The organism is Enterobacter sp. 50793107 (assembly GCF_001463365.1).
GTDB classification, from domain to species: Bacteria; Pseudomonadota; Gammaproteobacteria; order Enterobacterales; family Enterobacteriaceae; genus Enterobacter; species Enterobacter cloacae.
The window spans coordinates 1-23,438 of record NZ_LNII01000177.1 but is presented as its reverse complement, the minus strand read 5'-3'; the positions used below and the strand labels follow the sequence as shown (position 1 = coordinate 23,438).

Sequence of the window (23,438 nt, the reverse complement as noted above, 5' to 3'; positions counted from 1 at the left end):
ACGCTAAGTGTGAAAGCCGACCTTCGGGTCGGCTTTTTTATGGCTGCTGTAGCGGCTTTCTCATTCCAGTGACCTCCGGCATGATCTGCCGCATCAACTCCAGAAAACGCCGCAAGCGCGCCGGATAGTAACGGGACCAGGGGTAAACCAGATGCACCGGTAACGCCGCCGGCTGCCACTCGGGAAGTAAATGCACCAGCCGCCCTTCCCGAATATCCTCCTGCACTGTCCAGCTTGATACCACCGCCACGCCAAGCCCGGTGAGAGCCGTATTACGTGCGACATACAGACTGTCGGTACTGAGGCGGGGAGTAATCGCCACGCGCGCGGTGGCTGGCGAGGCATCGTGAAAAAGCTCCACATGGCGCTGGTAGAAAGAGCTGATGGCTATCCAGGGAAGCTGCTGCAAATCTTCCGGGGTGTTAACCGCCGGAAAACGGGCCAGCAATGCCGGAGAAGCCACCACTGAGCGCGGCACCTCAGCCAGCAGCACGGACACGGTCGCCGGGTCAACCTCGACGCCCACCCGAATCGCACAGTCAAGGTTGTCGCCGAGGAAGTCAGCCGACCGGTCGTTGAGCATCCACTCAATAGAAAGCTGCGGATAACGCTGCAGAAATTCGGTTAACGGTTTCAGGAGCTGATCCTGACCAAACGCGTGCGGGGCGCGTACCCGCAGGACGCCTACCGGTTCGTCTTCTGTCTGCCCTACCTCATCTTCCAGTGCCAGCCAGCTGTCAATCACCCGACGGGCGTGCTGATAGCAGCGCTCGCCGTCATCCGTCAGACGCGTCGTGTGAGTAGTGCGCAATATCAGGCGCACACCGAGCATCGTCTCAAGCGACTGCAACCGTCGGCTCACCGTGGCCTGGGTGGTTGCCAGCTGCCGTGCCGCCGCAGAGAGGGATCCGGCCTCAACAATACGAACAAACGTCCGCATTAGCTCCACCCTGTCTATACGTTCAACTCTTTTCATCATCTTTTTGCCTATACGCTAAACGTATAAGAGTTTTACCACCGGGCCCGCTACCGCTGCAAGGCTTGCTGATAAAAAATAGCCACACACGATGAATGAGGAACATCTTATGAACACAACATCCGCCGCCCATGCCGTAAGCCGCTGGGTCATCTTAATGCTGGCGCTCGGTGCGGGCTTCAGTGTGGCATCCATCTATTATGCCCAGCCTCTGCTGCCGCTGATGGGCGCTGACCTGCATCTGAGTATCGAAGGAATGGGCATGGTCCCGACGCTTACCCAGGCAGGATATGCTCTGGGGATCCTGTTCCTGCTGCCGCTCGGCGACCGCCACGACCGCAGAACACTGATCCTGATAAAAAGTGCAGCCCTGGCGCTATTTCTGCTTGGCTGTAGCCTGACCGGACAGATCCACTCCCTGCTGCTGGCAAGTCTGCTTATTGGCATGGCCGCCACCATGGCGCAGGATATCGTTCCTGCCGCGGCAATCCTTGCACCGGAAGGCAAACAGGGGAAAACCGTCGGTACGGTGATGACCGGCCTGTTGCTGGGTATTCTGCTCTCCCGAACCGTCAGCGGCGTGGTAGGTGAGGCTTTTGGCTGGCGCGTCATGTACCAGCTGGCTGCCGCAAGCATTGCGTTTATCGGCGTTGTGATGTGGGCCGTACTCCCGCGGTTTGCCATCCACTCCACCCTGAGCTACCCGGCGCTGCTGCGTTCTATGGAACACCTGTGGCGTCGTTATCCGGCTCTGCGCCGCGCGGCGCTGGCTCAGGGTTTTCTGTCGATTGCCTTTAGCGCCTTCTGGTCCACGCTGGCGGTGATGCTGCTGGAACGTTATCACTTAGGAAGTGCGGTCGCGGGGGGATTTGGTATTGCAGGTGCTGCAGGTGCCTTAGCCGCCCCGCTGGCGGGAGGTCTGGCCGATAAGCTGGGTGCCGGAAAAGTCACGCAGCTCGGTGCGCTTCTCGTGACCGTCTCATTTGCCCTGATGTTCCTGATGCCCGCGCTGGGCCTTCATGGACAGCTCATCCTGATTGCCCTCTCCGCCGTCGGGTTCGATCTGGGTCTGCAGTCAAGCCTGGTGGCGCATCAGAATCTGGTGTATAGCCTTGAGCCGCAGGCCCGTGGACGCCTGAACGCCCTGCTCTTTACGGTAATCTTTATCGGCATGGCACTGGGCTCTGCGCTGGGCAGTAATATCTATACGCTGGCAGGATGGACTGGGGTGGTCGCGCTTGCGACGGTATGCGGCGTCATTGCGCTGGTCATTCGCCTGATTGAGAGCGCTCGCGTCAGCGCCGTGCAGGCAGACATCGCCTAAAAAAAATGCCCAATCCAGACGGATTGGGCAGTCAAAACATGCCCAGTTTCAAGACATGTTCTAAGAGGTAAAGATGTTATTTGTTCAACTGGAACAGCGACATACCCTGCATATCGCTAAACGCTTTATAGGACGCCTGCAAGGCAGCCTGCTGCATAATGTAAGAAGAAATGGCACTGTTCCAGTCAACATCGACCAAATCGCTCATCTGCTGAGTCTGCCCCAGCGCACGGTCATCGCCCAGGTTATCGAGTTTTTCCAGTTCGTTCATCTTGGTACCCACATCCGCCACGACGGTAAGGACATTGTTCTGGGTATTGGTGATGCCGATCTGTGCGTCAGAAATCGCTTTGTTCTGCACTTCCGCCGCCGCAGAGTCGTTATCAACAGGAACCTTCAGCGCGGAAATGGCCGAGTCGAGGATCTTGAACATATTCGTCTCGCCATAACCGCCGCCAGGCAGTTCTTTGGCGTTACTGGTAATACTTTCGAAGATCTGCTGACCAGTGTGGCTAATCACCATATTACGGGCGGTATCAACCTGCTGAGAGATGGCCTGTGTTCCGCCGTTGTAATCACCGGTAACGGAATCAAACGGTGGCGCTTCGGTCTTATAGCCAGCAAAAATATACCGACCATTACCATCCGCTGAGTTTGCCAGGTTCATCAGCTGATCGCGGATACCCTGCAAGTCACTCGCCAGTGACAGACGATCGTCATCACTTAACGTGCCATTTCCTGCGTTGACGAGTTTCTCTTTCGCACTGGTAATTGCCGCGTTAACCTGGCTCAGCACGTTATCTTCCAGAGAGACTTTTTGCGTGGCGAACGTTCTCGCCAGGGCAAACTGGCTATTCTGGGATTGAGATTGTGACAGCACAACCGCCTGCGACGCCGCAATAGGATCGTCCGACGGACGGTTAACACGCTTGCCGGTGGACATTTGCTCACCGTAGCTCAGCCACTTGCTCTGGGAATCGGTGATTCCCCTCATGTTCTGGTCGTACATCATCTGGGTGCTAATACGCATTTTTCACCTCAGCCTTAGCGAATATTGATAATTGCATCAAAAAGCGTGCTGGCAGTTTGTAAAACCTGCGCATTGGCAAGGTAATACTGCTGATAGCGCTGCAGGTTGCCATACTCTTCGTCGAGGTTTACCCCAGAGATGGACTGCTGCTGCTTAGTCAGTTGCGTCGCCACATTCGCTTTCGTTTCGCTGCTGGTTTTCAGCGCGGCGGTTGAGCTGCCGACCGTACTGACAAGGGATGCATAGGCATCGTTGAAAGTCTTATTGCCGCCAACAACCTTACTGTTTTGCAGATCGAGCAGTTTTTGGCCATTGCGGTTGTCGCTCTCGCCACCGTTGCTTGCGGATGCCATAGCCAGTTTGGACTCATCTTTGAACTTGAGCTCCATATTGACGATGACATCAGAAACAGGCTTGACGATGAAACTGTCTTTGGCGTTCGCACTACCGGTCACGTTGACGCTCAGGCCATCAAAGGAGAGATTGCCACTTGCGTCCGGGGCCATGGTGAAGCTGGTTTTATCCGAACGGGTGATAGTCCAGTCGGTGCCGTTAAACTGCAGCTTATAATCGGTGGCCTGCACTTTGGTGCTGTCTGCCACAGTGGCCGTCATTGCGGCCGTACCGGTATTGCGACTGTTGGTTACCACGACTGGCGAACCAAAGTCGAACAGCTTGCCACCGGCATCGCCATTGGCATCAAACCCGGCTTCATGCTGCTTATTCATCGCGTCCGCAAAGGCCAGTGCCAGCTGGTTGAGGTTGTTACGCGCTTTATCCAGATCTTCTGAGCGGAACGTAAACAAGCCCCCCAGCGAACCGGTGGTGACCATTTTCTCGGGAATTTCGACGTTGCCGGACACCTCATCGCTGTAGGCGATAGTCGTCCGGGTCGGATCGGCGCTGGATTTCACCGCAGCTAACTGGTTTGCTTTGCTCCCCTGCACCAGGCTGTAACCGTTGCCAAAGGAGACGTTATAGGTGCCACCATCCTGAACAGCCACTTCAACACCCACAATTTGGTTCAGCTCACTCACCAGCTGATCGCGCTGATCCAGCAGATCATTTGGCGATGCCCCTGCCCCTACGCCGGTGAGACGGGAAATCTGATCGTTCAGATTCGCAATCTGTTTTGCGTAGTTGTTGATCTGCTCAACGCTTGAAGCGATGGCGGTATTAACCTGAGAATCCTGATCGCGAAGATACTGGTCGTTCGTTTTAAACTGATTGACCAGACCATCCGCTTTTCCCAGCACCGTCTGTCTTGCGGCCGGGTCTTCCGCGTTGCTCACCAGCGTTTGCAGGCTTTTGAAGAAATCCTGAAGCGTCGTCGAAAGTGAGTTGGTAGAATCAGAGAGCACATCGTCAATTTTTGACATCTGCTGATAGCGCGTCGTCAGACCGCTACTCTGCGTTTGCGCGGCGCGGAGTTGGTTGGTGATGAAAGCATCATATTCACGCTGCACACCAGACACATACACCCCGTTGCCCACCCAGCCACCGCCGGTCAGCGTGCTGTTAGACGCACCCAGCACGGTCGTCTGGCGGGTGTAACCTGCCACGTTATAGCTTGAAATGTTATTACTGACGGTATTGAGTGCCGCCTGAGCAGCACTGAGGCCACTCATGGCGCTGTTAATCAAACTGGACATGGAGGTTCCTTTTATTCGTTCAGACACGAGTCCTGATGAAAGTTATCGGCAGCCTCCACCGGGACTTGAGAAGTTTCAGAACAGATTTTCGATATCTGTGCTATAGGCTTTGCTGACTTTCTCGCCCATCGATTTAAGCTGCTGAATCATGCTGGTGAGCTTACGCGCATAGTTCGGGTCGGTGGCATAGCCCGCATTTTGCAAGGCCTGCGCGCCCTGCTCAGGCGTAGCCGCCTGCGTAACGGCGGCATAACGCGGGTTGCGGCTCAACAGGCCTACATAATCGGACAACGCTTCCAGATAAGAGCTGTAAACGCGGAATTTTGCTTTGATCTTCACCGCCGCACCGTTTTCATATTCGGTGGTGGTGATCTCCGTTGTCGGCCCCTTCCAGCTGGCATTCGCCTTCACGCCAAAGATGTTGAAGCTCGGCTCGCCGTTTTCCTTACGGATCTGGCGCTGACCCCAGCCCGATTCCAGCGCGGCCTGCGCCAGAATCAGGTGATGTGGTACCCCACTCTGTTCACTGGCAAGACGGGCCGGCAGCGAAAGCTGTGCCAGGAAGTCTTTGCTGTCGCCGGAGAGCGGCTCATCGCTGCTCACCGTCGCCTTCGGTATCGCTTTACGCACCATTTGCGTCAGCGCCTGGTTCTGATAGCTGGTCACCGTTTGCAGGTCGAACTTCATCGGCACCTGCTGCGGCTCATCCTTCGGCTGGATCCCCTGCGCGGCTTCGGTCTGTTTGACTATCATGTCAGCCAGACCGAGCCCTTTACCGGCGGTCATCTGCTGCGCAATCTGTTGGTCATACATGCTGGTATACAGGCGCGTTGAATCACTGCTGAACATGCCGTCTTTAGGCAGAGTTTCACGCATGCTCTTCAGCATCATCTGTACAAACATCCCCTCCACCTGGCGGGCGACCGGGCGGATATTCGCCGCCGGGTCTTTGCCTGCCTGGGTTTTCAGTTCGTTAAGCGACTGGGCATCCCAGGCCGCGCTGGTCAACAGTTTGCTATCGGTCAGCATCAGATGATTTCCAGTTTGGCGCGCAGACAGCCCGCACTTTGCATGGATTGCAGAATAGACATCAGATCCATCGGCGTTGCCCCCAGGACATTCAGGGCACGCACCACGCTGTTGAGGTTGGCACTGGAGCGTACGCTCTGCAGCGAGCCTCCGCTCTGACGCAAATCGATCTGGGTTTGCGGCGTTACCACCGTCTGCCCACCACCAAACGGGGTATCCGGCTGGCTGACGTTGGCGGAGCGGTTGACCGTTACCGAGAGGTTACCCTGCGCCACGGCGCAGCTGTCCAGCGACACTTCACGGTTCATCACCACCGAACCGGTACGGGAGTTGATGATCACTTTGGCATCCTGAACAGGGACATTCACCTCCATGTTCTGGATATCGGCCAGCATGCGCACCTGGTTGCTGCCGCCCGTTGAGGTGCGGATCTGCACGGTACGAGCGTCCAGCGCCGTCGCACTGCCATAGCCGCGGCTGCGGTTGATGGTGTCGGCGATCTGCTGCGCCATGGTGAAATCTTCGTTGTTCAGCTGCAGGTTGATGGTATTCCCCGCGCCGAACTGGGTCGGCAGTTCACGCTCAATGATTGCACCGTTAGTGATACGCCCGCCGTTCAGCTGGTTGACCTGCACACTGCTGCCGCCTGCAGAGGCCCCCGCGCCGCCCACCAGAATGTTACCCTGCGCCAGGGCATAAACCTGGCTATCCACCCCTTTCAGCGGAGTCATCAGCAGCGTACCGCCGCGCAGGCTTTTGGCGTTACCCATGGAGGAAACCACCACATCGATGGTCTGCCCCTGACGCGCAAACGCCGGGTAGGAAGCGGTTACCATGACCGCCGCCACGTTTTTCAACTGCATGTTGGTGCCCGCCGGTACGGTGATACCGAGCTGGGACAGCATGTTGTTCAAGCTCTGGGTGGTGAATGGCGTCTGGGTGGTCTGGTCACCCGTGCCATCCAGGCCAACCACCAGACCATAGCCAATGAGGGAGTTTTCACGCACGCCCTGAACGCTGGTGAGATCGCGAATGCGGTCAGCCTGGGCAAATGTTGCCACCAGCATCAGTGCCACGGCGAAGATCGATTTAAACATGGGTCACCTCGCTTACATCGGCGATAAATTAAGGAAGAAGCGCTGCAGCCAGCCCATATTTTGCGCTTCGTTGATATAGCCGTTACCGACGTACTCAATGCGCGCATCCGCCACCTGAGTGGACGGAACGGTGTTGGTGCCGCTGATGGTGCGAGGGTTAACCACACCGGAGAAGCGAATGAATTCAGTGCCCTGGTTAATGGCGATCTGTTTTTCACCCACCACATGTAAATTGCCGTTAACCAGCACCTGGTCAACCGTTACCGTCAGCGTGCCGCTGAAGGTATTGCTGGCGTTCGCGCCACCTTTACCGTTAAAGGTATTGCCGCCAGACGCCTCAACATCCGCACGTGCATTGCCGAAGAGTCCCTGCAGATAGCGCGGTACGGTATCGAAGCCAAAATTGGTTTTGCCATCGCGGCTGGCATTCGCCGACGAGCTCTTGCTCGCGCTGACGTTCTCCTGCAGCACAATGGTCAGGGTATCGCCGACGTTACGCGGGCGACGGTCTTCAAACAGCGGCTGATAACCATAGTTGATCGGCTGCGCGGTCTGGAAAATGGAGCCGTTCACCACTGGCGCAGGGCCAGGAACGGGTTGGGCGGTCGTCGCACCCTGGACCAATGGTTTAGACGGGATCCAGGCACATCCGCTAAGGGTGACGGCCAGAACAGTCAGAATCGGATAACGAAACGCCGCGTTTTTTTGCATTGCCTTCATCTTCGAAAACAGGGAGCCGGTGCGGCGTTCACCGCACCGGGCTGCGCCTTAGAGTTGCGTCAGTTTCTGCAGCATCTGGTCGGTCGTCGACACTGCTTTACTGTTAATTTCATACGCGCGCTGGACCTGGATCATATTCACCAGCTCTTCCGCCACGTTCACGTTCGAGGTTTCCACATAACCCTGATACAGCAGCCCTGCCCCGTTCAGCCCCGGGGTGCTCTCATTCGGCGTACCGGAGGATTGCGTTTCGGTGTAGAGGTTCTCGCCAATGCTTTCCAGACCGGTATCGTTCATGAAGGTGGTCAGGTTGAGCTGCCCCACCTGAACAGGCGCGGCCTGTCCCTGCTGGGTAACGCTCACCACGCCGTCACGCCCGATGGTGATGCTCAGGGCATTCGCCGGGATCGTGATAGCAGGCTGAACCTGGAAACCACCGGCCGTGACCAGCTGGCCGTTCTGATCGACCTGGAACGAGCCGTCACGGGTATAGGCAGAGGTCCCGTCAGGCAACTGCACCTGGAAGAAACCCTGGCCTTTAATGGCGACGTCTTTGCTGTTGTTGGTCTGAGACAGGTTGCCCTGGCTGTGCAGACGCTCGGTGGCGACCGGACGAACACCGGTACCGATCTGCAAACCTGACGGCAGCGTGGTTTGCTCAGAGGACTGTGCACCCGGCTGACGAATGGTTTGGTAAAGCAAATCTTCGAAAACGGCACGCTGACGCTTGAAACCATTGGTGCTGACGTTTGCCAGGTTGTTGGCAATCACATCCATATTGGTTTGCTGCGCGTCCAGGCCAGTTTTCGCGATCCATAAAGAACTGATCATAGGGAGTCCTGTTAACTCATAGCCAGAAGTTGGTTAGCTTTGCCCGCGTTTTCATCAACGCTGCTGATAATCTTCATCTGCATTTCAAAACGACGGGCGCTGGCGATCATGTCGGTCATGGCCTCGACCGGCTTGACGTTGCTGCCTTCCAGAACACCGGACATCACGCGAATGGTCGGGTCGGCCTGAAGCGTGGCGCCACGGGTGGCCTGAGCCGCCTGGGTCAGACGGAACATACCGTCATCACCACGCTGCACCTCTTTGCCATCCGCTTTGACCAGCTTCAGACGCCCGACGGGCGCAACGGTATTGGCCGGGTCGCCTGGGTTCAACGCGGAGATGGTACCGTCTGCGGCGATGGTCAGCTCTGAACCTTCCGGCACCGTCAACGGACCCGCTTCACCCATTACCGGGTGCCCCTGAATCGTCAACTGGCCCGTGGCACTGACCTGGATATTACCGTTGCGGGTATAGCCTTCGCCGCCGTCTGCCGTTTGCACGGCCAGCCAGCCGTCCTGCTGCAGAGCAACGTCCAGAGGACGGGCGGTGTAATCCATCTGCCCTGGCGTCATGTCTGCACCCGGCGTGGAGGCGGTCACCAGCGTACGCGTCGGCAGGGACAACCCTTCTACCGGCACCGCACGCAGCGCATTGAGCTGTGCGCGGAACCCCGGCGTAGAGGCGTTCGCCAGGTTGCTGGCGGTAACGGCCTGCTGATTGAGCGTCTGACTTGCCGCGCCCATCGCGGTATATATTGCGTGATCCATTGCGCTTTCCTGTTAGCCGCTTAACGCAGGTTAACCAGCGTGTTGAGGATCTGATCCTGGGTCTTGATGGTCTGCGCGTTCGACTGATAGTTACGTTGCGCGACAATCATGTTCACCAGCTCTTTACTCAGGTCGACGTTAGAGGCTTCCAGAGCACCGTTGGTCAGCGTACCGAAGTTACCGGAACCCGCGGTACCCAGCAGCGCGACGCCGGAGGACTGCGTGGCAGACCAGACGTTGTCACCTTCAGACTTCAGACCTTCGTTGTTGGCGAAGTTTGCCAGCACGATCTGGCCCAGAACCTGGGTCTGTTCGTTGGAGTAGTTACCGACCACGGTGCCGTCGTCGTTGATCTGGTAGCTCACCAGGTCGCCCGGTTTAAAACCATTCTGGCTGGTTCCAACGATGTTGTTCGCACCGGTGTTCTGCTGCATAGAGTTCGCAAAACTCATGGCGAAGGTCGCAGGCGTGGCACCAGGAATGGTCGCGGTAGTCAGGTTGATGTTGCCACCGCCGATCAGCGTACCGTTGTTGTTGAAGGTCAGCGTCGTGGCGAGAGAGGCCGTGCTGCCTGCCACGCTACCGTCCTGGGCATACACTTTCCAGGAGTTAGCCGGGGTCGCATCTTTGACGTAAAACAGGTTCATGTTGTGCGCATTACCCTGGCTGTCAAAGACGGTGACCGTACCTTTTTTGTTGTAAGTATCCGGGTTGGCCGGATCAAAGGCGGTGGTCGGTGCGGTATCGGTGGAGTTGAGGTTAATCTGCTGGGAAGCCGTGGTGGTGGCCTTCGCGGCCATCAGCGTGGTCGGGATATTAATAGGCTGTGGGTTCGCACCGGTCTGAACCGTTGATGGCGTCCCGGCAACCGGATAACCGGTTAATTGCATCCCCTGCATGTTCACCAGGTTACGGTTTTCGTCCAGCTTGAACTGGCCGTTACGGCTGTAGAACACCGAGCCGTTAGCATCGACCATACGGAAGAAACCGTTCTGGCTGATGGCAACGTCCAGGCCACGACCGGTATTGGTGGTGGTGCCGTCGGTAAAGTCCTGGGTAATGCCTGCAACTTTTACGCCCAGACCCACTTTGGAACCGGCAAACATATCTGCAAATGAAGCAGAACCGGATTTAAAACCATAGGTCGCGGAGTTGGCGATGTTGTTGCCAATGACGTCCAGGTTGGTGGCCGCAGCATTCAGGCCGCTGACCGCTTGAGAAAAGGCCATGACTTACTCCTGATAAGTGTTAAGGCTTAGATAATCTGCCGAACTTCGTCGAGTGTGGTGGTACCAGAAGTACCCAAATCCAGTTTGTTGCCATCGCTACCTTTAATGACGCCCTGGACCAGCGCAAACTGCAGCGGCTGAGCCACCAGCTGGGTAGAGCCATTGCTGGCACTGATTGCCACTTTGTAAGAACCGTTTGGCGCTTTGGTGCCGTCGGCCAGGCTGCCATCCCAGGTAAAGGTATGAACGCCCGCCTTCAGTTCGCCGATATCAATCGTGCGAACCACGGCGCCGGTAGCGTCGGTGATCGTCGCGGTGACTTTGTCGGCCGCCTGCTGCAGCTCAACGCCAAACGGCGTGGTGGTGGTGGTCGTGTTGCCTTCGGTGGTGCTGGTGCCCGCCAGGATCGTGGTGCCCGGGATCATCACCCCGTGACCAATCAGGCTCGCAGCCTGCAGGGACTGGCTGTTATCAATTTGCCCGGAAACAGAGCCGAGGGTGGTATTGAGTTTCTCAATGCCGCTGACGGTACTGATCTGCGCAAGCTGCGTGGTCAGTTCGTTGTTCTGCATGGGGTTGGTGGGATCCTGGTTCTTCAGCTGTGCCACCAGCAGCGTCAGAAAGCTGCTTTGCAGATCGGAGGCGTTACTTCCCGTCAGGGAGCTGGAACCCGTCGAACTTTTGGCGCCACTGACGCCCGAGTTCGTTGGATCATTCACATTAACGGCGATGGACATGCATGTCTCCTTTACTGGCCGAGAGTGAGGGTTTTGAGCATCATGCTCTTCACGGTATTAAGCACTTCGACGTTTGCCTGGTAGCTACGTGAGGCGGACATGGAGTTCACCATCTCCCCCACCACATCCACGTTTGGCATTTTCACGTAGCCGTTCGCATCCGCCAGCGGGTTGCCGGGCTCATACACCAGCTTGTCCGGTGCCTGGCTTTCCACCACGTCAGAGACTTTCACCCCGCCCGTCGCCGCGCCTGGTGCAGCATCCACCTGGAACACCACCTGCTTTGCACGATAAGGCTGTCCGTCAGGTCCGGTCACGCTGTCGGCGTTCGCCAGGTTACTGGCAGCCACGTTCAGGCGCTTGGACTGCGCGGTTAACGCCGAGCCGGCGATATCGAAAATATTCAGCAAGGCCATTTATCCGTTGCCCCCCTGCAGGACGTTCATCATGCCTTTGATCTGTCCGCCGAGTACGGTCAGGCCCATCTGGTATTTCAGGCTGTTATCGGCAAACTGCGTACGCTCCCGGTCCATATCCACGGTGTTACCGTCGAGTGAAGGCTGGTCGGGAATGCGATAAAGTAAATCGGTCGTGGGCGCCGTCATCGCCTGAGCAGGAATATGGCGTGAGGAGGTCAGAGCGAGCGCGACACCGCTCCCTTCTGCACGTCCACGCTCCATCACTTTTTTAAGCTCACTGGAAAAATCAATATCGCGCGCCTGATACCCTGGCGTATCGGCGTTGGCAATATTGGCGGCTAAAATCTCCTGCCGCTGGGCACGTAAATTGAGCGCTTCCTGCTGAAAACGTAACGCGGCGTCGAGTTTATCGAGCATGTCTCCTCCGCTGATGGCAAAATTTCAGTTCACAGCTTAAATCTCACCCCGTCACCCCTATCGACGGAATAAGCGCAAAATGCGTCGCTATTTATTCCGTTGATGCAAAACCACTGCAGGTAGAATCCTCTCAATTCGGGTAACGGTGGAATGTGCGATGCAAACGTTAAAACGCGGCCTGGTGGCTACGGCCCTGCTTTTCAGCCCCCTGGTACAGGCTGAAGTACAGGATCAACTGACGGCTTTCTTTGCTCAGCAACTGGCGGGCTTTAGCGATGAAGTCAACGTCACCGTGCGCACGCCACCTAATCTCTATCCCTCCTGTGAGCAGCCGTCGTTCAGCGTAACGGGCACCACAAAACTGTGGGGGAACGTGAACGTGCTGGCGCGCTGTCCGGGTGAAAAACGCTATTTACAGGTTGCGGTACAGGCGACGGGCAATTATGTTGTGGCCGCCGTTCCCATTGCTCGCGGCAGCATGTTGCACGCCAGCAGTGTGACTCTGAAACGCGGTCGTCTGGATCAGCTTCCGCCGCGCACCATGCTTGACATTAACCAGGCACAGGATGCCGTCAGCCTGCGTGATGTCGCGCCAGGCCAGCCGATACAGCTCTCCATGCTGCGTCAGGCATGGCGGGTTAAAGCGGGTCAGCAGGTGATGGTGGTGGCCAACGGCGATGGTTTTCAGATAAACAGTGAAGGGAAGGCATTAAACAATGCCGCGGTGGCGCAAAATGCCCGCGTCAGGATGTCCTCAGGCCAGGTGGTTAGCGGAACCGTCGATTCTGATGGGAATATTCTGATTAACCTATAATCTTTTTAAAGAAATCGCTGCGACTGCCGATAAATAATCAACTAATGATGATGTCAGGCGCCAACGCCGCGAACCCTCGATGAGGACAACACTATGAGCATTGATCGTACATCAGCCCTGAAGCCGGTAAGCGCTGTACAGCCTCGCGAAACGAATGACGCCACGCCGCAGAAAACGCGTGTGGAAAAACCGTCAACGTCCAACAGCACCAGCGTCACCCTGAGCGATGCTCAGGCAAAACTGATGCAGCCAGGCAGCAGCGATATCAATATGGAACGCGTGGAAGCGCTGAAAACGGCTATTCGTAATGGTGAGCTGAAGATGGATACCAGCAAAATTGCTGACGCCCTGATTCAGGAAGCACAGAGTTTCTTACAGAGTAACTAACCGTATGAGTCGACTGTCAGAAATACTGGATCAAATGACGGTTGTCCTGAACGACCTGAAAACGGTCATGGACGCGGAGCAACAGCACCTCTCTTCCGGTCAGATCAACGGCAGCGCGTTGCAGCGTATTACGGAAGATAAAAGTTCGCTTCTGGCGACGCTGGATTATCTGGAACAACAGCGTCGCGCTGAGCAAGATCCTAAGCGCAGTGCGAATGACGATATTGTAGAACGCTGGCAGACCATTACAGAAAAAACCCAGCATCTGCGCCATCTCAATCAGCACAACGGCTGGCTGCTGGAAGGCCAGATTGAGCGTAATCAGCAAGCGCTTGAGGTGTTAAAGCCGCATAAAGAGCCCGGGCTGTACGGTGCGGATGGTCAAACATCAACGGCACGTGTCACGGGCGGGAAAAAGATTTCGATTTGAAGCCCAGGCGACAAATCAGGCAGCGGGGAGCACCCTAAGGTGAACTCCCCTTTTGGCGTTTATGCGGTACGGCGGGCAAACTCTTTCACTTTGAAGCCCAGCACCGCGAGCGTCGCAAAGTAGGCCACAACCCCAACACCCACAACGGCCATCAGCCGCATCAGACGGTAAAGCATGGTGCCCTGCGACCATTCCGGCATGACATGCAGCATGCCAAGCAACGCCGCAGCCATAACCAGCACCGCAACGATCAGACGCACAAAGAAACTTTTCCAGCCCGGCTGCGGCGTGAAGATATCCTGCTTACGCAACTGCCAGTACAACAGCCCGGCGTTGAGACAGGCCGCAAGACCAATAGACAAGGCCAGACCGGCGTGCTTCAGCGGGCCAATAAAGGCCAGGTTCATCAGTTGAGTCATAATCAGCGTTACAATGGCAATTTTCACCGGCGTTTTGATGTCCTGGCGCGAGTAGAACCCTGGTGCCAGCACTTTAACGACGATCAGCCCCATCAGCCCCACCGAATAGGCAATCAGCGCCTGCTGCGTCATCGACGCGTCAAAAGCGGTGAATTTGCCGTACTGGAACAGGGAAACGGTCAGCGGTTGCGCGAGGATCCCCAGCGCTACCGCACTCGGCAGCGCCAGCAGGAAGCAGAGACGCAGCCCCCAGTCCATCAGACGGCAATATTCGTCATGGTTTCCGCTGGCAAAACTTTTCGACAGCGACGGCAGGAGAATGGTCCCCAGCGCCACCCCCAACACCCCGGAGGGAAACTCCATCAAACGGTCCGCGTAATACATCCACGAAACGGAACCAGATTTGAGGAAAGAGGCGAAGATAGTGTTGATGATAAGCGAGATCTGGCTAACCGAAACCCCGAGAATGGCAGGCCCCATCTGCTTAATCACGCGCATCGCACCGGCGTCACGGAAATTAATTCGCGGCAGAACCAGCATGCCGATTTTCTTCAGATGCGGCAGCTGATACGCCAGTTGCAACACGCCGCCCGCCGTCACCGCCCAGGCCAGCGCCAGCACCGGCGGGTTGAAATGGGGCGCGGCGAACAGCGCAAAGCCAATCATGCTGATGTTAAGGAAGGTTGGCGCAAAGGCCGGAACGGAAAAACGGTTCCAGGTATTGAGGATTGCCCCCACCAGCGAGGCCAGGGAGATCAGCAGGATATAAGGAAAGGTAATACGCAGCAGTTGAGTGGTCAGGGCAAATTTATCTGCCGAGTCCGCAAAGCCGGGTGCCGTCACCATAATCACCCAGGGCGCAGCCAGCATCCCGAGCACCGTTACGATCGCCAGGGCCAGCGTCAGGAGGCCTGAAACGTAAGCGACAAATACGCGCGTGGCGTCTTCACCCTGCTTGCTTTTATATTCCGCCAGGATAGGAACGAAAGCCTGGGAAAATGCCCCCTCGGCAAAAATGCGACGCAATAAATTCGGCAATTTGAACGCGACGAAAAAGGCGTCCGTTGCCATCCCTGCACCAAATACTCTTGCCACAATCGCATCGCGCGCAAAACCCAGCACGCGGGAAAACATGGTCATCGAGCTGACTGCCGCCAGCGATTTTAATAAGTTCATTAATGAGAATTCCCACAACCCTACGGATTTCCAGGACGGGTAAGCGAAAGCGCCACCCATTGAAACCAACAAACGGCGCTTAGTCTACCCGGATTTAAGGGAATTACTATCGGCAGATGTTACAGAGAATTATTCGCTCATGGCCTCTCGCCAGAGCCGCTCCACAATGCGTTGTGCCATGATGGCCTGCTCACCGGATGTTTCCGGAACCGTCTGATTTTGCACACAGGCGATAAAGTGGCGGGCGCATCCGTCAAAGCCGCGCTGCTCAAGGGTGCTTTGCCAGCCAGGCGCCGGTAGCGTGACCACGCCGCTGCCTTTCTCTTCGCGCCATTCGCGCATGTCGGTAATGTCATACAGAGCCCCCTCAGTGACCGCCTGCACAGACTCCCGCTGACTGCCGGCCCGGCGATGCATGCTGGTGGTGACCTGCAGATGCTCAAGAGCAAAATGGTGCTCAGCGTAAACCATCTGGCCCTGATCGTTGGTCAACAGGGTGCCGCTTTTAAGCTGGGCTTGCCCGTTGGTTAGCCAGAGCGCCGTATCTACCACGTGCAGGTAATCATCCAGAAGGGTAAAGCGCAGATCGTTCGGTCCAACGCTGTCGGTACGATGCTTGTCCATTCGCAGGGACGCGAGCCCACCAGACCGGGCCTTCAACTGCTGGTAAAGCGGCGCAAAACGGCGATTGAAGCCCACCATCAGCGTCAGTTTTTTGCGTGCAGCGAGTTCAATCAGCCGTTCGGCATCCTGAATGTTTTCCGCCAGGGGTTTATCCACACAAACGTGGACCCCGGCATTCAGTAATTCGCTGACCACCTGATAATGGGTGGCGGTAGAGGTGTGCACAAAGACCGCATCGCAGTCGCGCGCCAGATCCTGAAGCGATGCCGCATACGGCATGCGCCAGGTTTCGCAGATCCGCTCGGCCTTCTCGCGGGTAGGTGACCACGCCCCTTGCAGCGTCCAGTCCGTCGCGGCCCCCAGAACAGGCAGCCAGGCCTTTTGCGCAATACCGCCCAGCCCTACCACGCCAACGCGTAATTTTTTCACCGTCAGTCTCCTAAATGTGCCAGCAATGCATCCAGGCGTTGTTTCAGCCCGGCCACCTCTTCCTCCAGCGCCTCTAGGCGTGCTGCGAGGCTGTCATGCGCGGCGGGGGCAGCCGAATCTGCTAACACCGTTGACGTATCAACCTCACCGCTAAACAGGTGCATATAGCGGCTTTCACGTTTCCCCGGCTCACGCGCCAGACGTACCACGTAAGGGCCATCCTCGCGGGTGGCAAGCCCATCCAGGGTCTGCTCAACCTCCTGCATATCGGCGAACTCATGCATGCGGGAGGCCCGGGTGCGCAGTTCACCGGGTGTTTGCGCGCCGCGCAGTAACAGCGTGGTGATCACCGCCACCTCGGCGGCACTCAGCTTCAGATCGCCGAACTCAGAATTGCAAAACCGCTGCTCGTACTTGGTCACGCGGTTACCGAAACCGCTGACCGTGCGCAGGTAATGGCGTTTAACCAGCTCATCGAGAATATCCTGCACCTCATGTTCGCCGAGATTCATCACCGGCTCACGGTTGGTTTTCTGGTTACACGCCATCGTCACGGCATTGACGGAGAGCGGATACTGTTCCGGCGTGGTGACCTGTTTTTCCAGCAGGCAGCCAATCACACGCGCTTCTGTTGCGCTTAACTGATATTTCATCTCTTCTCCTTAGCGGCCTGCCGTCCAGTCCCGGGTGGTTAATGCTGTCAGTACGTGGTCGCGCCACTCTCCGTCTATCAGCAGATAATCTTTGGCGTACCCCTCTTTCTCAAACCCCAACCGCGCGAGCAAATTACCGCTGCGCTGATTGTGTGGCATGTAGTTCGCCATAATGCGATGGATATGTTGCGTGCGCTGCATATAACGGATCGCCACCGTTAGCGCCTCATACATCAGCCCCTGCCCTTGCCATTTCTGGCCGATGGAGTAGCCGAGGTAGCAGGCGTGAAACGATCCGCGCACCACGTTGGAAAAGTTGGCAATGCCGATGATCTCTTTTTCCTCCGGATCCAGCAGCGCGAAATAGAACGCGCTTCCCTGCTTGTGGAATTCTGCAATCATGCTGAGGCGCGCCTGCCAGCCGGAAGGGTAGCAGTGGCTCTCATCCCGAACGGGTTCCCAGGGTTTTAAAAACTGGCGATTCTCGGCGTAATAATCCGCCAGACGCCAGGCATCACGCTCGTGCACCAGACGAACAACCAGCCTGTCCGTTGTCAGACGCACTTTTGGCACATTACTGCGATAGCCAAACATCGATACCACTCCTTCCCGTCACTTCTGCTTACCCATTAGCTTTACTATACCTGCGCCTGTGCCGTCTGTGAAAACAGTGACATACCATTTTGACCTCTTTTCACATTTTTCGATGAGAACTCTCTATCAAAGCGCTCTTTTGATAAAAAAATATTGTCACGCGCGGGGGTGGGAAAAAACGTGGCGACACCGCAGAATGTTAGCGTGCTCACCATCCTGTTTTCCCTGGAGGGAAAATGTCCCGCGTATCACAGGCCAGGAGCCTGGGTAAATATTTCCTGCTAGTCGATAACATGCTGGTCGTGCTCGGCTTTTTTGTTGTGTTTCCCCTCATCTCGATCCGCTTTGTCGATCAAATGGGCTGGGCGGCACTGATGGTCGGTATCGCGCTCGGGTTACGCCAGTTTGTCCAGCAGGGTCTGGGCGTGTTTGGTGGTGCCATCGCCGACCGCTTTGGTGCCAAACCGATGATCGTGACGGGCATGCTGCTACGCGCGGCAGGCTTCGCCACCATGGCAATTGCCCAGGAGCCGTGGCTGCTGTGGTTTTCCTGCTTCCTCTCCGGTATCGGTGGCACCCTGTTTGACCCGCCGCGCACCGCGCTGGTGGTTAAACTCATTCGTCCGCAGCACCGGGGACGCTTCTTCTCAATTCTGATGATGCAGGACAGCGCCGGGGCGGTGATTGGCGCCCTGCTGGGAAGCTGGCTGTTGCAGTACGACTTTCGTCTGGTCTGCGCGGCGGGTGCGCTGCTCTTTATTCTGTGTGCGCTCTTTAATGCCCTGTTTCTGCCGGCATGGAAACTGTCAACGGTCAAAGCCCCGGTACGCGAAGGTCTTGGCCGCGTGCTGCGAGACAAACGCTTTGTTACGTACGTGCTGACCCTGACGGGGTATTACATGCTGGCCGTTCAGGTCATGCTGATGCTGCCGATCATGGTAAACGACATTGCGGGCACCCCGGCCGCCGTGAAATGGATGTACGCCATAGAAGCCTGCCTCTCTCTGACCCTGCTCTACCCGATCGCCCGCTGGAGCGAACGGCGTTTTCGCCTGGAGCATCGCCTGATGGCCGGGCTGTTATTGATGACGCTCAGCATGATGCCCATCGGGCTGGTGAACTCGCTCCAGCAACTGTTTACGCTGATTTGCACCTTCTATATCGGCTCCATTATTGCCGAACCGGCTCGTGAAACGCTGAGCGCCTCGCTTGCCGACGCGCGCGCTCGCGGCAGCTATATGGGGTTCAGCCGCCTGGGGCTGGCCTTTGGCGGTGCATTGGGTTACGCCGGCGGCGGCTGGCTGTTCGATGCCGGAAAAGCCCTAAGCCAGCCGGAACTGCCCTGGGTCATGCTCGGCGTGGTCGGCTTTATGACGCTCCTTGCGCTGTGGTGGCAATTCAGCCAGAAGCGCAGCGCGAGCGGCATGCTCGAACCTGGGGCATAATATTCCCTGCGGCGGGGCCTCTCCCGCCGCCATTATCAGTTTTTTCTGCTGGTTTCCGCTATTTCACCCTGACATACTGGCGTAACAGGACAGTAGCGCCGATTTTTCGTTGAGGAACACTATGAAAAAAATTGTCATTGCCGCCGCATTCATTGTCAGCGGCCTGCTGGTAGGTTGTAACCAGCTTACGCAATACACCGTCAGTGAGCAGGAAATTAATCAGGCGCTGGAAAAACATAATAACTTTTCAAAAGACATTGGTGTGCCGGGGCTTGCCGATGCGCATATCGTCCTCAGCAACCTCACCAGCCAGATTGGGCGCGAAGAGCCGAATAAAGTCACTCTCGCCGGGGATGCCAATCTCGATATGACCTCTCTCTTCGGTAACCAGAAAGCCAACATTAAGCTGAAGCTCAAGGCGCTGCCGGTCTTTAACAAAGAGAAAGGGGCCATTTTCCTGCAGGAGATGGAAGTGGTAGATGCGGACGTCACGCCGGACAAGATGAAACCGGTGATGCAGACCCTGATGCCCTACCTGAACCAGTCCCTGCGCAACTACTTTAACCAGCAGCCGGCCTATGTCTTAAGTGAAGACAAGAGCAAGGGTGCGGCGCTGGCGAAAAAATATGCCAAAGGCATCGAGCTGAAACCGGGAGAGATCGTTATTCCATTCACCGATTAACCTGAAGGGGCGCAAAAGCGCCCTTTTTTTTACGGAAAAGTGTGCAAACGAAAACGTTTCCGCTTATGATTTGTGTCCGGCAAAAACAGCCATCCTAATGACTGATTCCTGACAAGCCGGAGCTTCCATGACTGCACAACCCCAGGTTCTTAAAATCCGCCGCCCTGACGACTGGCATATCCATCTGCGTGATGGCGATATGCTGAAAACCGTCGTACCGTATACCAGCGAAATTTATGGCCGCGCGATTGTCATGCCTAACCTGGTTCCACCAGTCACCACCGTTGATGCCGCTATGGCTTATCGCCAGCGAATTCTTGATGCCGTGCCGGCAGGACATGATTTCACTCCGCTGATGACCTGCTATCTGACCGACACCCTCGATCCGAATGAAGTGGAACGCGGCTTTAACGAAGGCGTGTTCACCGCGGCGAAACTCTACCCGGCTAACGCTACCACCAACTCCAGCCACGGTGTCACCAGTATTGACGCCATCATGCCGGTTCTGGAACGCATGCAAAAACTGGGCATGCCGCTGCTGGTACACGGTGAAGTGACCCACGCCGACATTGATATCTTCGACCGTGAAGCCCGCTTTATCGAAACCGTAATGGAGCCGCTGCGCCAGCGTCTTCCTGCGCTTAAAGTGGTGTTTGAACACATCACCACCAAAGATGCCGCAGAGTATGTCCGCGATGGCAATGAACTGATTGCCGCCACCATTACGCCGCAGCATCTGATGTTTAACCGCAACCACATGCTGGTTGGCGGCGTTCGTCCGCATCTCTATTGCCTGCCCATTCTGAAGCGTAACGTTCATCAGCAGGCGCTGCGTGAACTCGTTGCCAGCGGTTTCTCCCGCGCCTTCCTCGGCACGGACTCCGCGCCTCATGCACGCCACCGCAAAGAGGCCAGCTGCGGTTGCGCAGGCTGCTTTAATGCCCCTACCGCACTCGCCAGCTACGCCACCGTGTTTGAAGAGATGAATGCCCTGCAACATTTCGAAGCGTTCTGCTCGCTCAATGGACCACGCTTCTACGGGCTGCCGGTCAACGAAACGTTCATTGAACTGGAGCGTAAAGAGAGCCGCGTGGACGAGGCCATTCCGCTGACGGATGACACGCTCATCCCATTCCTTGCCGGTGAAACCGTCAACTGGACGGTAAAACGCTAAAAAAACAGTGCCCCTTGTTGTCAAACCCATAATATACCTGTATAAATAAACAGTATATTACACAGGGGGCATTTATGCGTATTGAAGTCACCATAGCCAAAACAACCGTTCTGCCTGCTGGCGCGCTTGATGCGCTGGCCGGTGAATTATCCCGCCGTATTAACAGTACTTTCCCTGACAACGCTGGTGCCGTAACGGTTCGTTATGCGGCGGCAAACAACCTCTCCGTCATTGGCGGCGCGAAAGAAGATAAAGACCGTATCAGCGAAATCCTGCAGGAAACCTGGGAAAGCGCCGACGACTGGTTCATCACAGATTAATCTTGCTCCCTCATTGTTCTTTTTTGCCGGGTCGCCCCGGCTTTTTTTCGTCTGAAATCCGGTTCGTTCAAATTAATTCGGCAACAAATTTAAAAATCGTGAACAAGGTGGTGTTTTATTGTTCGAACAATCCTAAAAAGCAGAAAAATGTGTTGCCAACTGTTTATTTTTCCCTTGCGAACCCTTATTACTTGTATACTGAAGATGCTTTCAGAAAAACATGCATTGAACCTCGGAGCCGTTGTCTTCTAACACGCATTAAGGGGGTTATAATGGAAAAGAATAGCGAAGTCATCCAGACCCATCCGCTTGTTGGCTGGGATATCAGTACCGTAGATAGCTACGATGCGCTGATGCTGCGTTTGCACTACCAGACCCCGAATCAACTCAACCGTGAAGAAGCGGAAGTTGGACAGACGCTGTGGCTTACAACAGACGTCGCCCGTCAGTTTATTTCTATTTTAGAGGCAGGTATTGCCAAAATAGAATCTGGCGACTATCAGGAAAATGAGTATAAACGGCACTAGGTTTATACCTATTCTTCGCTCAACAGGCACCCTCCGGGTGCCTTATTTATTTCTCCCTTGTGTCAGCCCGCATAGTTAATTACTCTGCTAACAAAGCGTGAGTTCGAGAGATGGATATGAGATACGACTTAATCATTATTGGTAGCGGATCCGTGGGGTCTGCCGCCGGTTATTACGCAACGCAAGCGGGTCTGAAGGTCCTGATGATCGATGCCCACCGTCCTCCCCATGCAGAGGGCAGCCATCATGGCGACACCCGGCTTATTCGCCACGCCTACGGTGAAGGCGAGCGCTATGTTCCGCTGGTGCTTCGCGCCCAGACGCTATGGGATGAACTGGCGAAGCTGACGGAAGAACGCATTTTCGAACGCACGGGCATCATCAACCTGGGCCCTGCCCGCTCTGATTTTCTGGCCAACGTTGAACAGAGTGCGAAAGCGTTTAATCTTGATGTGGAGAAGCTGGACGCAGCAGGCATCATGGCCCGTTGGCCAGAGATTGCCGTCCCGGACGATTATATCGGCCTGTTTGAAGCCAATTCCGGGGTCTTGCACAGTGAAACGGCCATCAAAACCTGGATCGATCTTGCGGAAAAAGCGGGCTGCGCTCAGCTCTTTAACTGCCCGGTGGAATCCCTCACTCATCACGCTGACGGCGTAACGGTCACCACTGCGGACGGAGAATATTCAGCGTCCCGTCTGCTGATTAGCGCAGGCACCTGGGTCACCCGTCTGCTGCCCGATCTGCCTGTTCAGCCGGTGCGCAAGGTCTTCTCCTGGTTCCAGTCGGATGGCCGTTACAGCGCACAGAATAAATTCCCGGCATTTACCGGGGAGTTACCGAACGGCGATCAGTTTTACGGCTTCCCGTCTGAGAAAGACGCACTCAAAATCGGAAAACACAATGGCGGGCAGGCGATCTCCTCCCCAGAAGAGCGTAAACCGTTCGGTGCATACCCACAGGATGGCTCCGAAGCGTTTACCTTCCTGCGCAATATCCTGCCGGGCGTAGGCGGCTTACTGTATGGTGCTGCCTGCACCTACGACAACACGCCGGACGAAGACTTCATCATTGACACCCTGCCGGGGCATGACAACACGCTACTCATCACCGGCCTCAGCGGTCATGGCTTTAAGTTCGCCTCCGTGCTGGGCGAGATTGCTGCGCAGTTTGCCCAGGGGATCGCACCGCAGTTTGATCTCACCCCCTTCTCACTTTCGCGTTTTAGCAGATAATCCGCCGCGGGTTTCGGACGTCCGGAACCCGTTTTCCAGACAGAAAACGGGACATTATGCGCAGGATCGTTGGCTTTCTTATCAATAACATTCGTGAGCATTTTATGCTCTATATTTTATTATGGGGGCTGCTGGCACTCATCGAGATTATTTACATTGTATTTTACTGAAAAGTGAAGCTGACAATTACTGACATTACTTTAGGTTAGCTTAATCTTTTGCTTGCTGCTTATTCCGCCTTGGACGAAGCGATTGAATTACATTTGCGGATCATTTTCAAAACTGCTGAAATAAATAAAAT

At 55.9% G+C, this 23,438-nt stretch carries 27 protein-coding genes; 11 read left to right on the top strand and 16 right to left on the bottom strand.

The features are described 5' to 3' along the window. Nucleotides 1–37 precede the first annotated feature (37 nt). Nucleotides 38–976, bottom strand: coding sequence for a LysR family transcriptional regulator (locus APU11_RS26070; protein WP_058651580.1), 939 nt, complete (start codon nucleotides 974–976; stop codon nucleotides 38–40). 109 nt (nucleotides 977–1,085) lie between these two features. Between APU11_RS26070 and APU11_RS26065 the strand changes: the two genes are divergently transcribed. After that, nucleotides 1,086–2,300 carry an MFS transporter gene (locus APU11_RS26065; protein ID WP_013097130.1) on the top strand — a complete coding sequence of 405 codons (1,215 nt, stop codon included), beginning with the start codon at nucleotides 1,086–1,088 and terminating at the stop codon, nucleotides 2,298–2,300. 76 nt (nucleotides 2,301–2,376) lie between these two features. Here APU11_RS26065 and flgL read toward each other — a convergent pair whose 3' ends face one another. The 11 genes from flgL to flgB form a co-directional block, all read right to left on the bottom strand. Then, entirely contained in the window at nucleotides 2,377–3,330 is a 954-nt protein-coding gene (gene flgL / locus APU11_RS26060) for a flagellar hook-associated protein FlgL (protein WP_013097131.1), read from the bottom strand. Between the two features lie 14 nt (nucleotides 3,331–3,344). Beyond that, nucleotides 3,345–4,982 (bottom strand): flagellar hook-associated protein FlgK, encoded by a 1,638-nt coding sequence (gene flgK / locus APU11_RS26055; RefSeq protein ID WP_058651570.1) that lies wholly within the window; start codon nucleotides 4,980–4,982, stop codon nucleotides 3,345–3,347. A 75-nt stretch (nucleotides 4,983–5,057) separates the two neighbouring features. Beyond that, the gene (gene flgJ / locus APU11_RS26050; RefSeq protein WP_020689612.1) at nucleotides 5,058–6,011 is read right to left on the bottom strand and encodes a flagellar assembly peptidoglycan hydrolase FlgJ; all 954 of its coding nucleotides are present in this window, start codon (nucleotides 6,009–6,011) and stop codon (nucleotides 5,058–5,060) included. Next, complete coding sequence (locus tag APU11_RS26045) at nucleotides 6,011–7,108, bottom strand: flagellar basal body P-ring protein FlgI (protein ID WP_060578772.1); 1,098 nt, start codon at nucleotides 7,106–7,108, stop codon at nucleotides 6,011–6,013. Before APU11_RS26045 ends, flgJ begins: the two co-directional genes overlap by 1 nt. 12 nt (nucleotides 7,109–7,120) lie before the next feature. Continuing rightward, nucleotides 7,121–7,819: a flagellar basal body L-ring protein FlgH gene (gene flgH / locus APU11_RS26040; RefSeq protein ID WP_003857987.1), complete on the bottom strand. Its 699-nt coding sequence runs from the start codon at nucleotides 7,817–7,819 to the stop codon at nucleotides 7,121–7,123. Between the two features lie 57 nt (nucleotides 7,820–7,876). Further along, nucleotides 7,877–8,659, bottom strand: a complete 783-nt coding sequence (gene flgG / locus APU11_RS26035; protein WP_008500810.1) for a flagellar basal-body rod protein FlgG — start codon at nucleotides 8,657–8,659, stop codon at nucleotides 7,877–7,879. Nucleotides 8,660–8,670: 11 nt separating this feature from the next. Further along, entirely contained in the window at nucleotides 8,671–9,426 is a 756-nt protein-coding gene (locus APU11_RS26030) for a flagellar basal body rod protein FlgF (RefSeq protein WP_013097135.1), read from the bottom strand. Nucleotides 9,427–9,446: 20 nt separating this feature from the next. Next, complete coding sequence (gene flgE / locus APU11_RS26025; RefSeq protein WP_013097136.1) at nucleotides 9,447–10,655, bottom strand: flagellar hook protein FlgE; 1,209 nt, start codon at nucleotides 10,653–10,655, stop codon at nucleotides 9,447–9,449. Nucleotides 10,656–10,681: 26 nt separating this feature from the next. Then, nucleotides 10,682–11,392 carry a flagellar hook assembly protein FlgD gene (gene flgD / locus APU11_RS26020; protein ID WP_013097137.1) on the bottom strand — a complete coding sequence of 237 codons (711 nt, stop codon included), beginning with the start codon at nucleotides 11,390–11,392 and terminating at the stop codon, nucleotides 10,682–10,684. Nucleotides 11,393–11,403: 11 nt separating this feature from the next. Continuing rightward, complete coding sequence (gene flgC, locus APU11_RS26015; RefSeq protein WP_013097138.1) at nucleotides 11,404–11,808, bottom strand: flagellar basal body rod protein FlgC; 405 nt, start codon at nucleotides 11,806–11,808, stop codon at nucleotides 11,404–11,406. Continuing rightward, on the bottom strand, nucleotides 11,809–12,228 hold the full coding sequence (flgB, locus tag APU11_RS26010; RefSeq protein ID WP_013097139.1) for a flagellar basal body rod protein FlgB: 420 nt from the start codon (nucleotides 12,226–12,228) through the stop codon (nucleotides 11,809–11,811). Between the two features lie 157 nt (nucleotides 12,229–12,385). Between flgB and flgA the strand changes: the two genes are divergently transcribed. From flgA to flgN, 3 genes are all read left to right on the top strand, one after another. Then, entirely contained in the window at nucleotides 12,386–13,042 is a 657-nt protein-coding gene (gene flgA, locus APU11_RS26005; RefSeq protein WP_013097140.1) for a flagellar basal body P-ring formation chaperone FlgA, read from the top strand. Between the two features lie 93 nt (nucleotides 13,043–13,135). Continuing rightward, nucleotides 13,136–13,429 (top strand): flagellar biosynthesis anti-sigma factor FlgM, encoded by a 294-nt coding sequence (flgM, locus tag APU11_RS26000; protein ID WP_013097141.1) that lies wholly within the window; start codon nucleotides 13,136–13,138, stop codon nucleotides 13,427–13,429. Between the two features lie 4 nt (nucleotides 13,430–13,433). Beyond that, nucleotides 13,434–13,859, top strand: coding sequence for a flagella biosynthesis chaperone FlgN (flgN, locus tag APU11_RS25995; protein ID WP_028027944.1), 426 nt, complete (start codon nucleotides 13,434–13,436; stop codon nucleotides 13,857–13,859). Nucleotides 13,860–13,918: 59 nt separating this feature from the next. Here flgN and murJ read toward each other — a convergent pair whose 3' ends face one another. From murJ to rimJ, 4 genes are all read right to left on the bottom strand, one after another. After that, complete coding sequence (gene murJ / locus APU11_RS25990) at nucleotides 13,919–15,454, bottom strand: murein biosynthesis integral membrane protein MurJ (protein WP_023620179.1); 1,536 nt, start codon at nucleotides 15,452–15,454, stop codon at nucleotides 13,919–13,921. 129 nt (nucleotides 15,455–15,583) lie between these two features. Continuing rightward, nucleotides 15,584–16,507, bottom strand: a complete 924-nt coding sequence (locus APU11_RS25985) for a Gfo/Idh/MocA family oxidoreductase (protein WP_029881953.1) — start codon at nucleotides 16,505–16,507, stop codon at nucleotides 15,584–15,586. Nucleotides 16,508–16,509: 2 nt separating this feature from the next. Then, nucleotides 16,510–17,160, bottom strand: coding sequence for a YceH family protein (locus APU11_RS25980; protein ID WP_058651571.1), 651 nt, complete (start codon nucleotides 17,158–17,160; stop codon nucleotides 16,510–16,512). A 9-nt stretch (nucleotides 17,161–17,169) separates the two neighbouring features. Then, entirely contained in the window at nucleotides 17,170–17,754 is a 585-nt protein-coding gene (gene rimJ / locus APU11_RS25975) for a ribosomal protein S5-alanine N-acetyltransferase (protein ID WP_013097146.1), read from the bottom strand. 236 nt (nucleotides 17,755–17,990) lie between these two features. Between rimJ and mdtH the strand changes: the two genes are divergently transcribed. The 7 genes from mdtH (at nucleotide 17,991) to APU11_RS25940 (ending at nucleotide 23,307) form a co-directional block, all read left to right on the top strand. Then, complete coding sequence (gene mdtH / locus APU11_RS25970) at nucleotides 17,991–19,199, top strand: multidrug efflux MFS transporter MdtH (RefSeq protein ID WP_023620180.1); 1,209 nt, start codon at nucleotides 17,991–17,993, stop codon at nucleotides 19,197–19,199. 121 nt (nucleotides 19,200–19,320) lie between these two features. Then, the gene (locus tag APU11_RS25965) at nucleotides 19,321–19,881 is read left to right on the top strand and encodes a lipoprotein (protein WP_058651572.1); all 561 of its coding nucleotides are present in this window, start codon (nucleotides 19,321–19,323) and stop codon (nucleotides 19,879–19,881) included. Between the two features lie 127 nt (nucleotides 19,882–20,008). Beyond that, nucleotides 20,009–21,055: a dihydroorotase gene (gene pyrC / locus APU11_RS25960; RefSeq protein WP_020689622.1), complete on the top strand. Its 1,047-nt coding sequence runs from the start codon at nucleotides 20,009–20,011 to the stop codon at nucleotides 21,053–21,055. Nucleotides 21,056–21,129: 74 nt separating this feature from the next. Beyond that, nucleotides 21,130–21,375 carry a DNA damage-inducible protein I gene (gene dinI / locus APU11_RS25955; RefSeq protein WP_013097151.1) on the top strand — a complete coding sequence of 82 codons (246 nt, stop codon included), beginning with the start codon at nucleotides 21,130–21,132 and terminating at the stop codon, nucleotides 21,373–21,375. Between the two features lie 272 nt (nucleotides 21,376–21,647). Further along, on the top strand, nucleotides 21,648–21,902 hold the full coding sequence (bssS, locus tag APU11_RS25950) for a biofilm formation regulator BssS (protein WP_008500827.1): 255 nt from the start codon (nucleotides 21,648–21,650) through the stop codon (nucleotides 21,900–21,902). 116 nt (nucleotides 21,903–22,018) lie between these two features. Beyond that, nucleotides 22,019–23,137 carry an N-methyl-L-tryptophan oxidase gene (gene solA / locus APU11_RS25945; protein WP_044158660.1) on the top strand — a complete coding sequence of 373 codons (1,119 nt, stop codon included), beginning with the start codon at nucleotides 22,019–22,021 and terminating at the stop codon, nucleotides 23,135–23,137. Nucleotides 23,138–23,193: 56 nt separating this feature from the next. After that, entirely contained in the window at nucleotides 23,194–23,307 is a 114-nt protein-coding gene (locus APU11_RS25940; protein ID WP_058651573.1) for a YceO family protein, read from the top strand. Nucleotides 23,308–23,438: the final 131 nt, after the last annotated feature.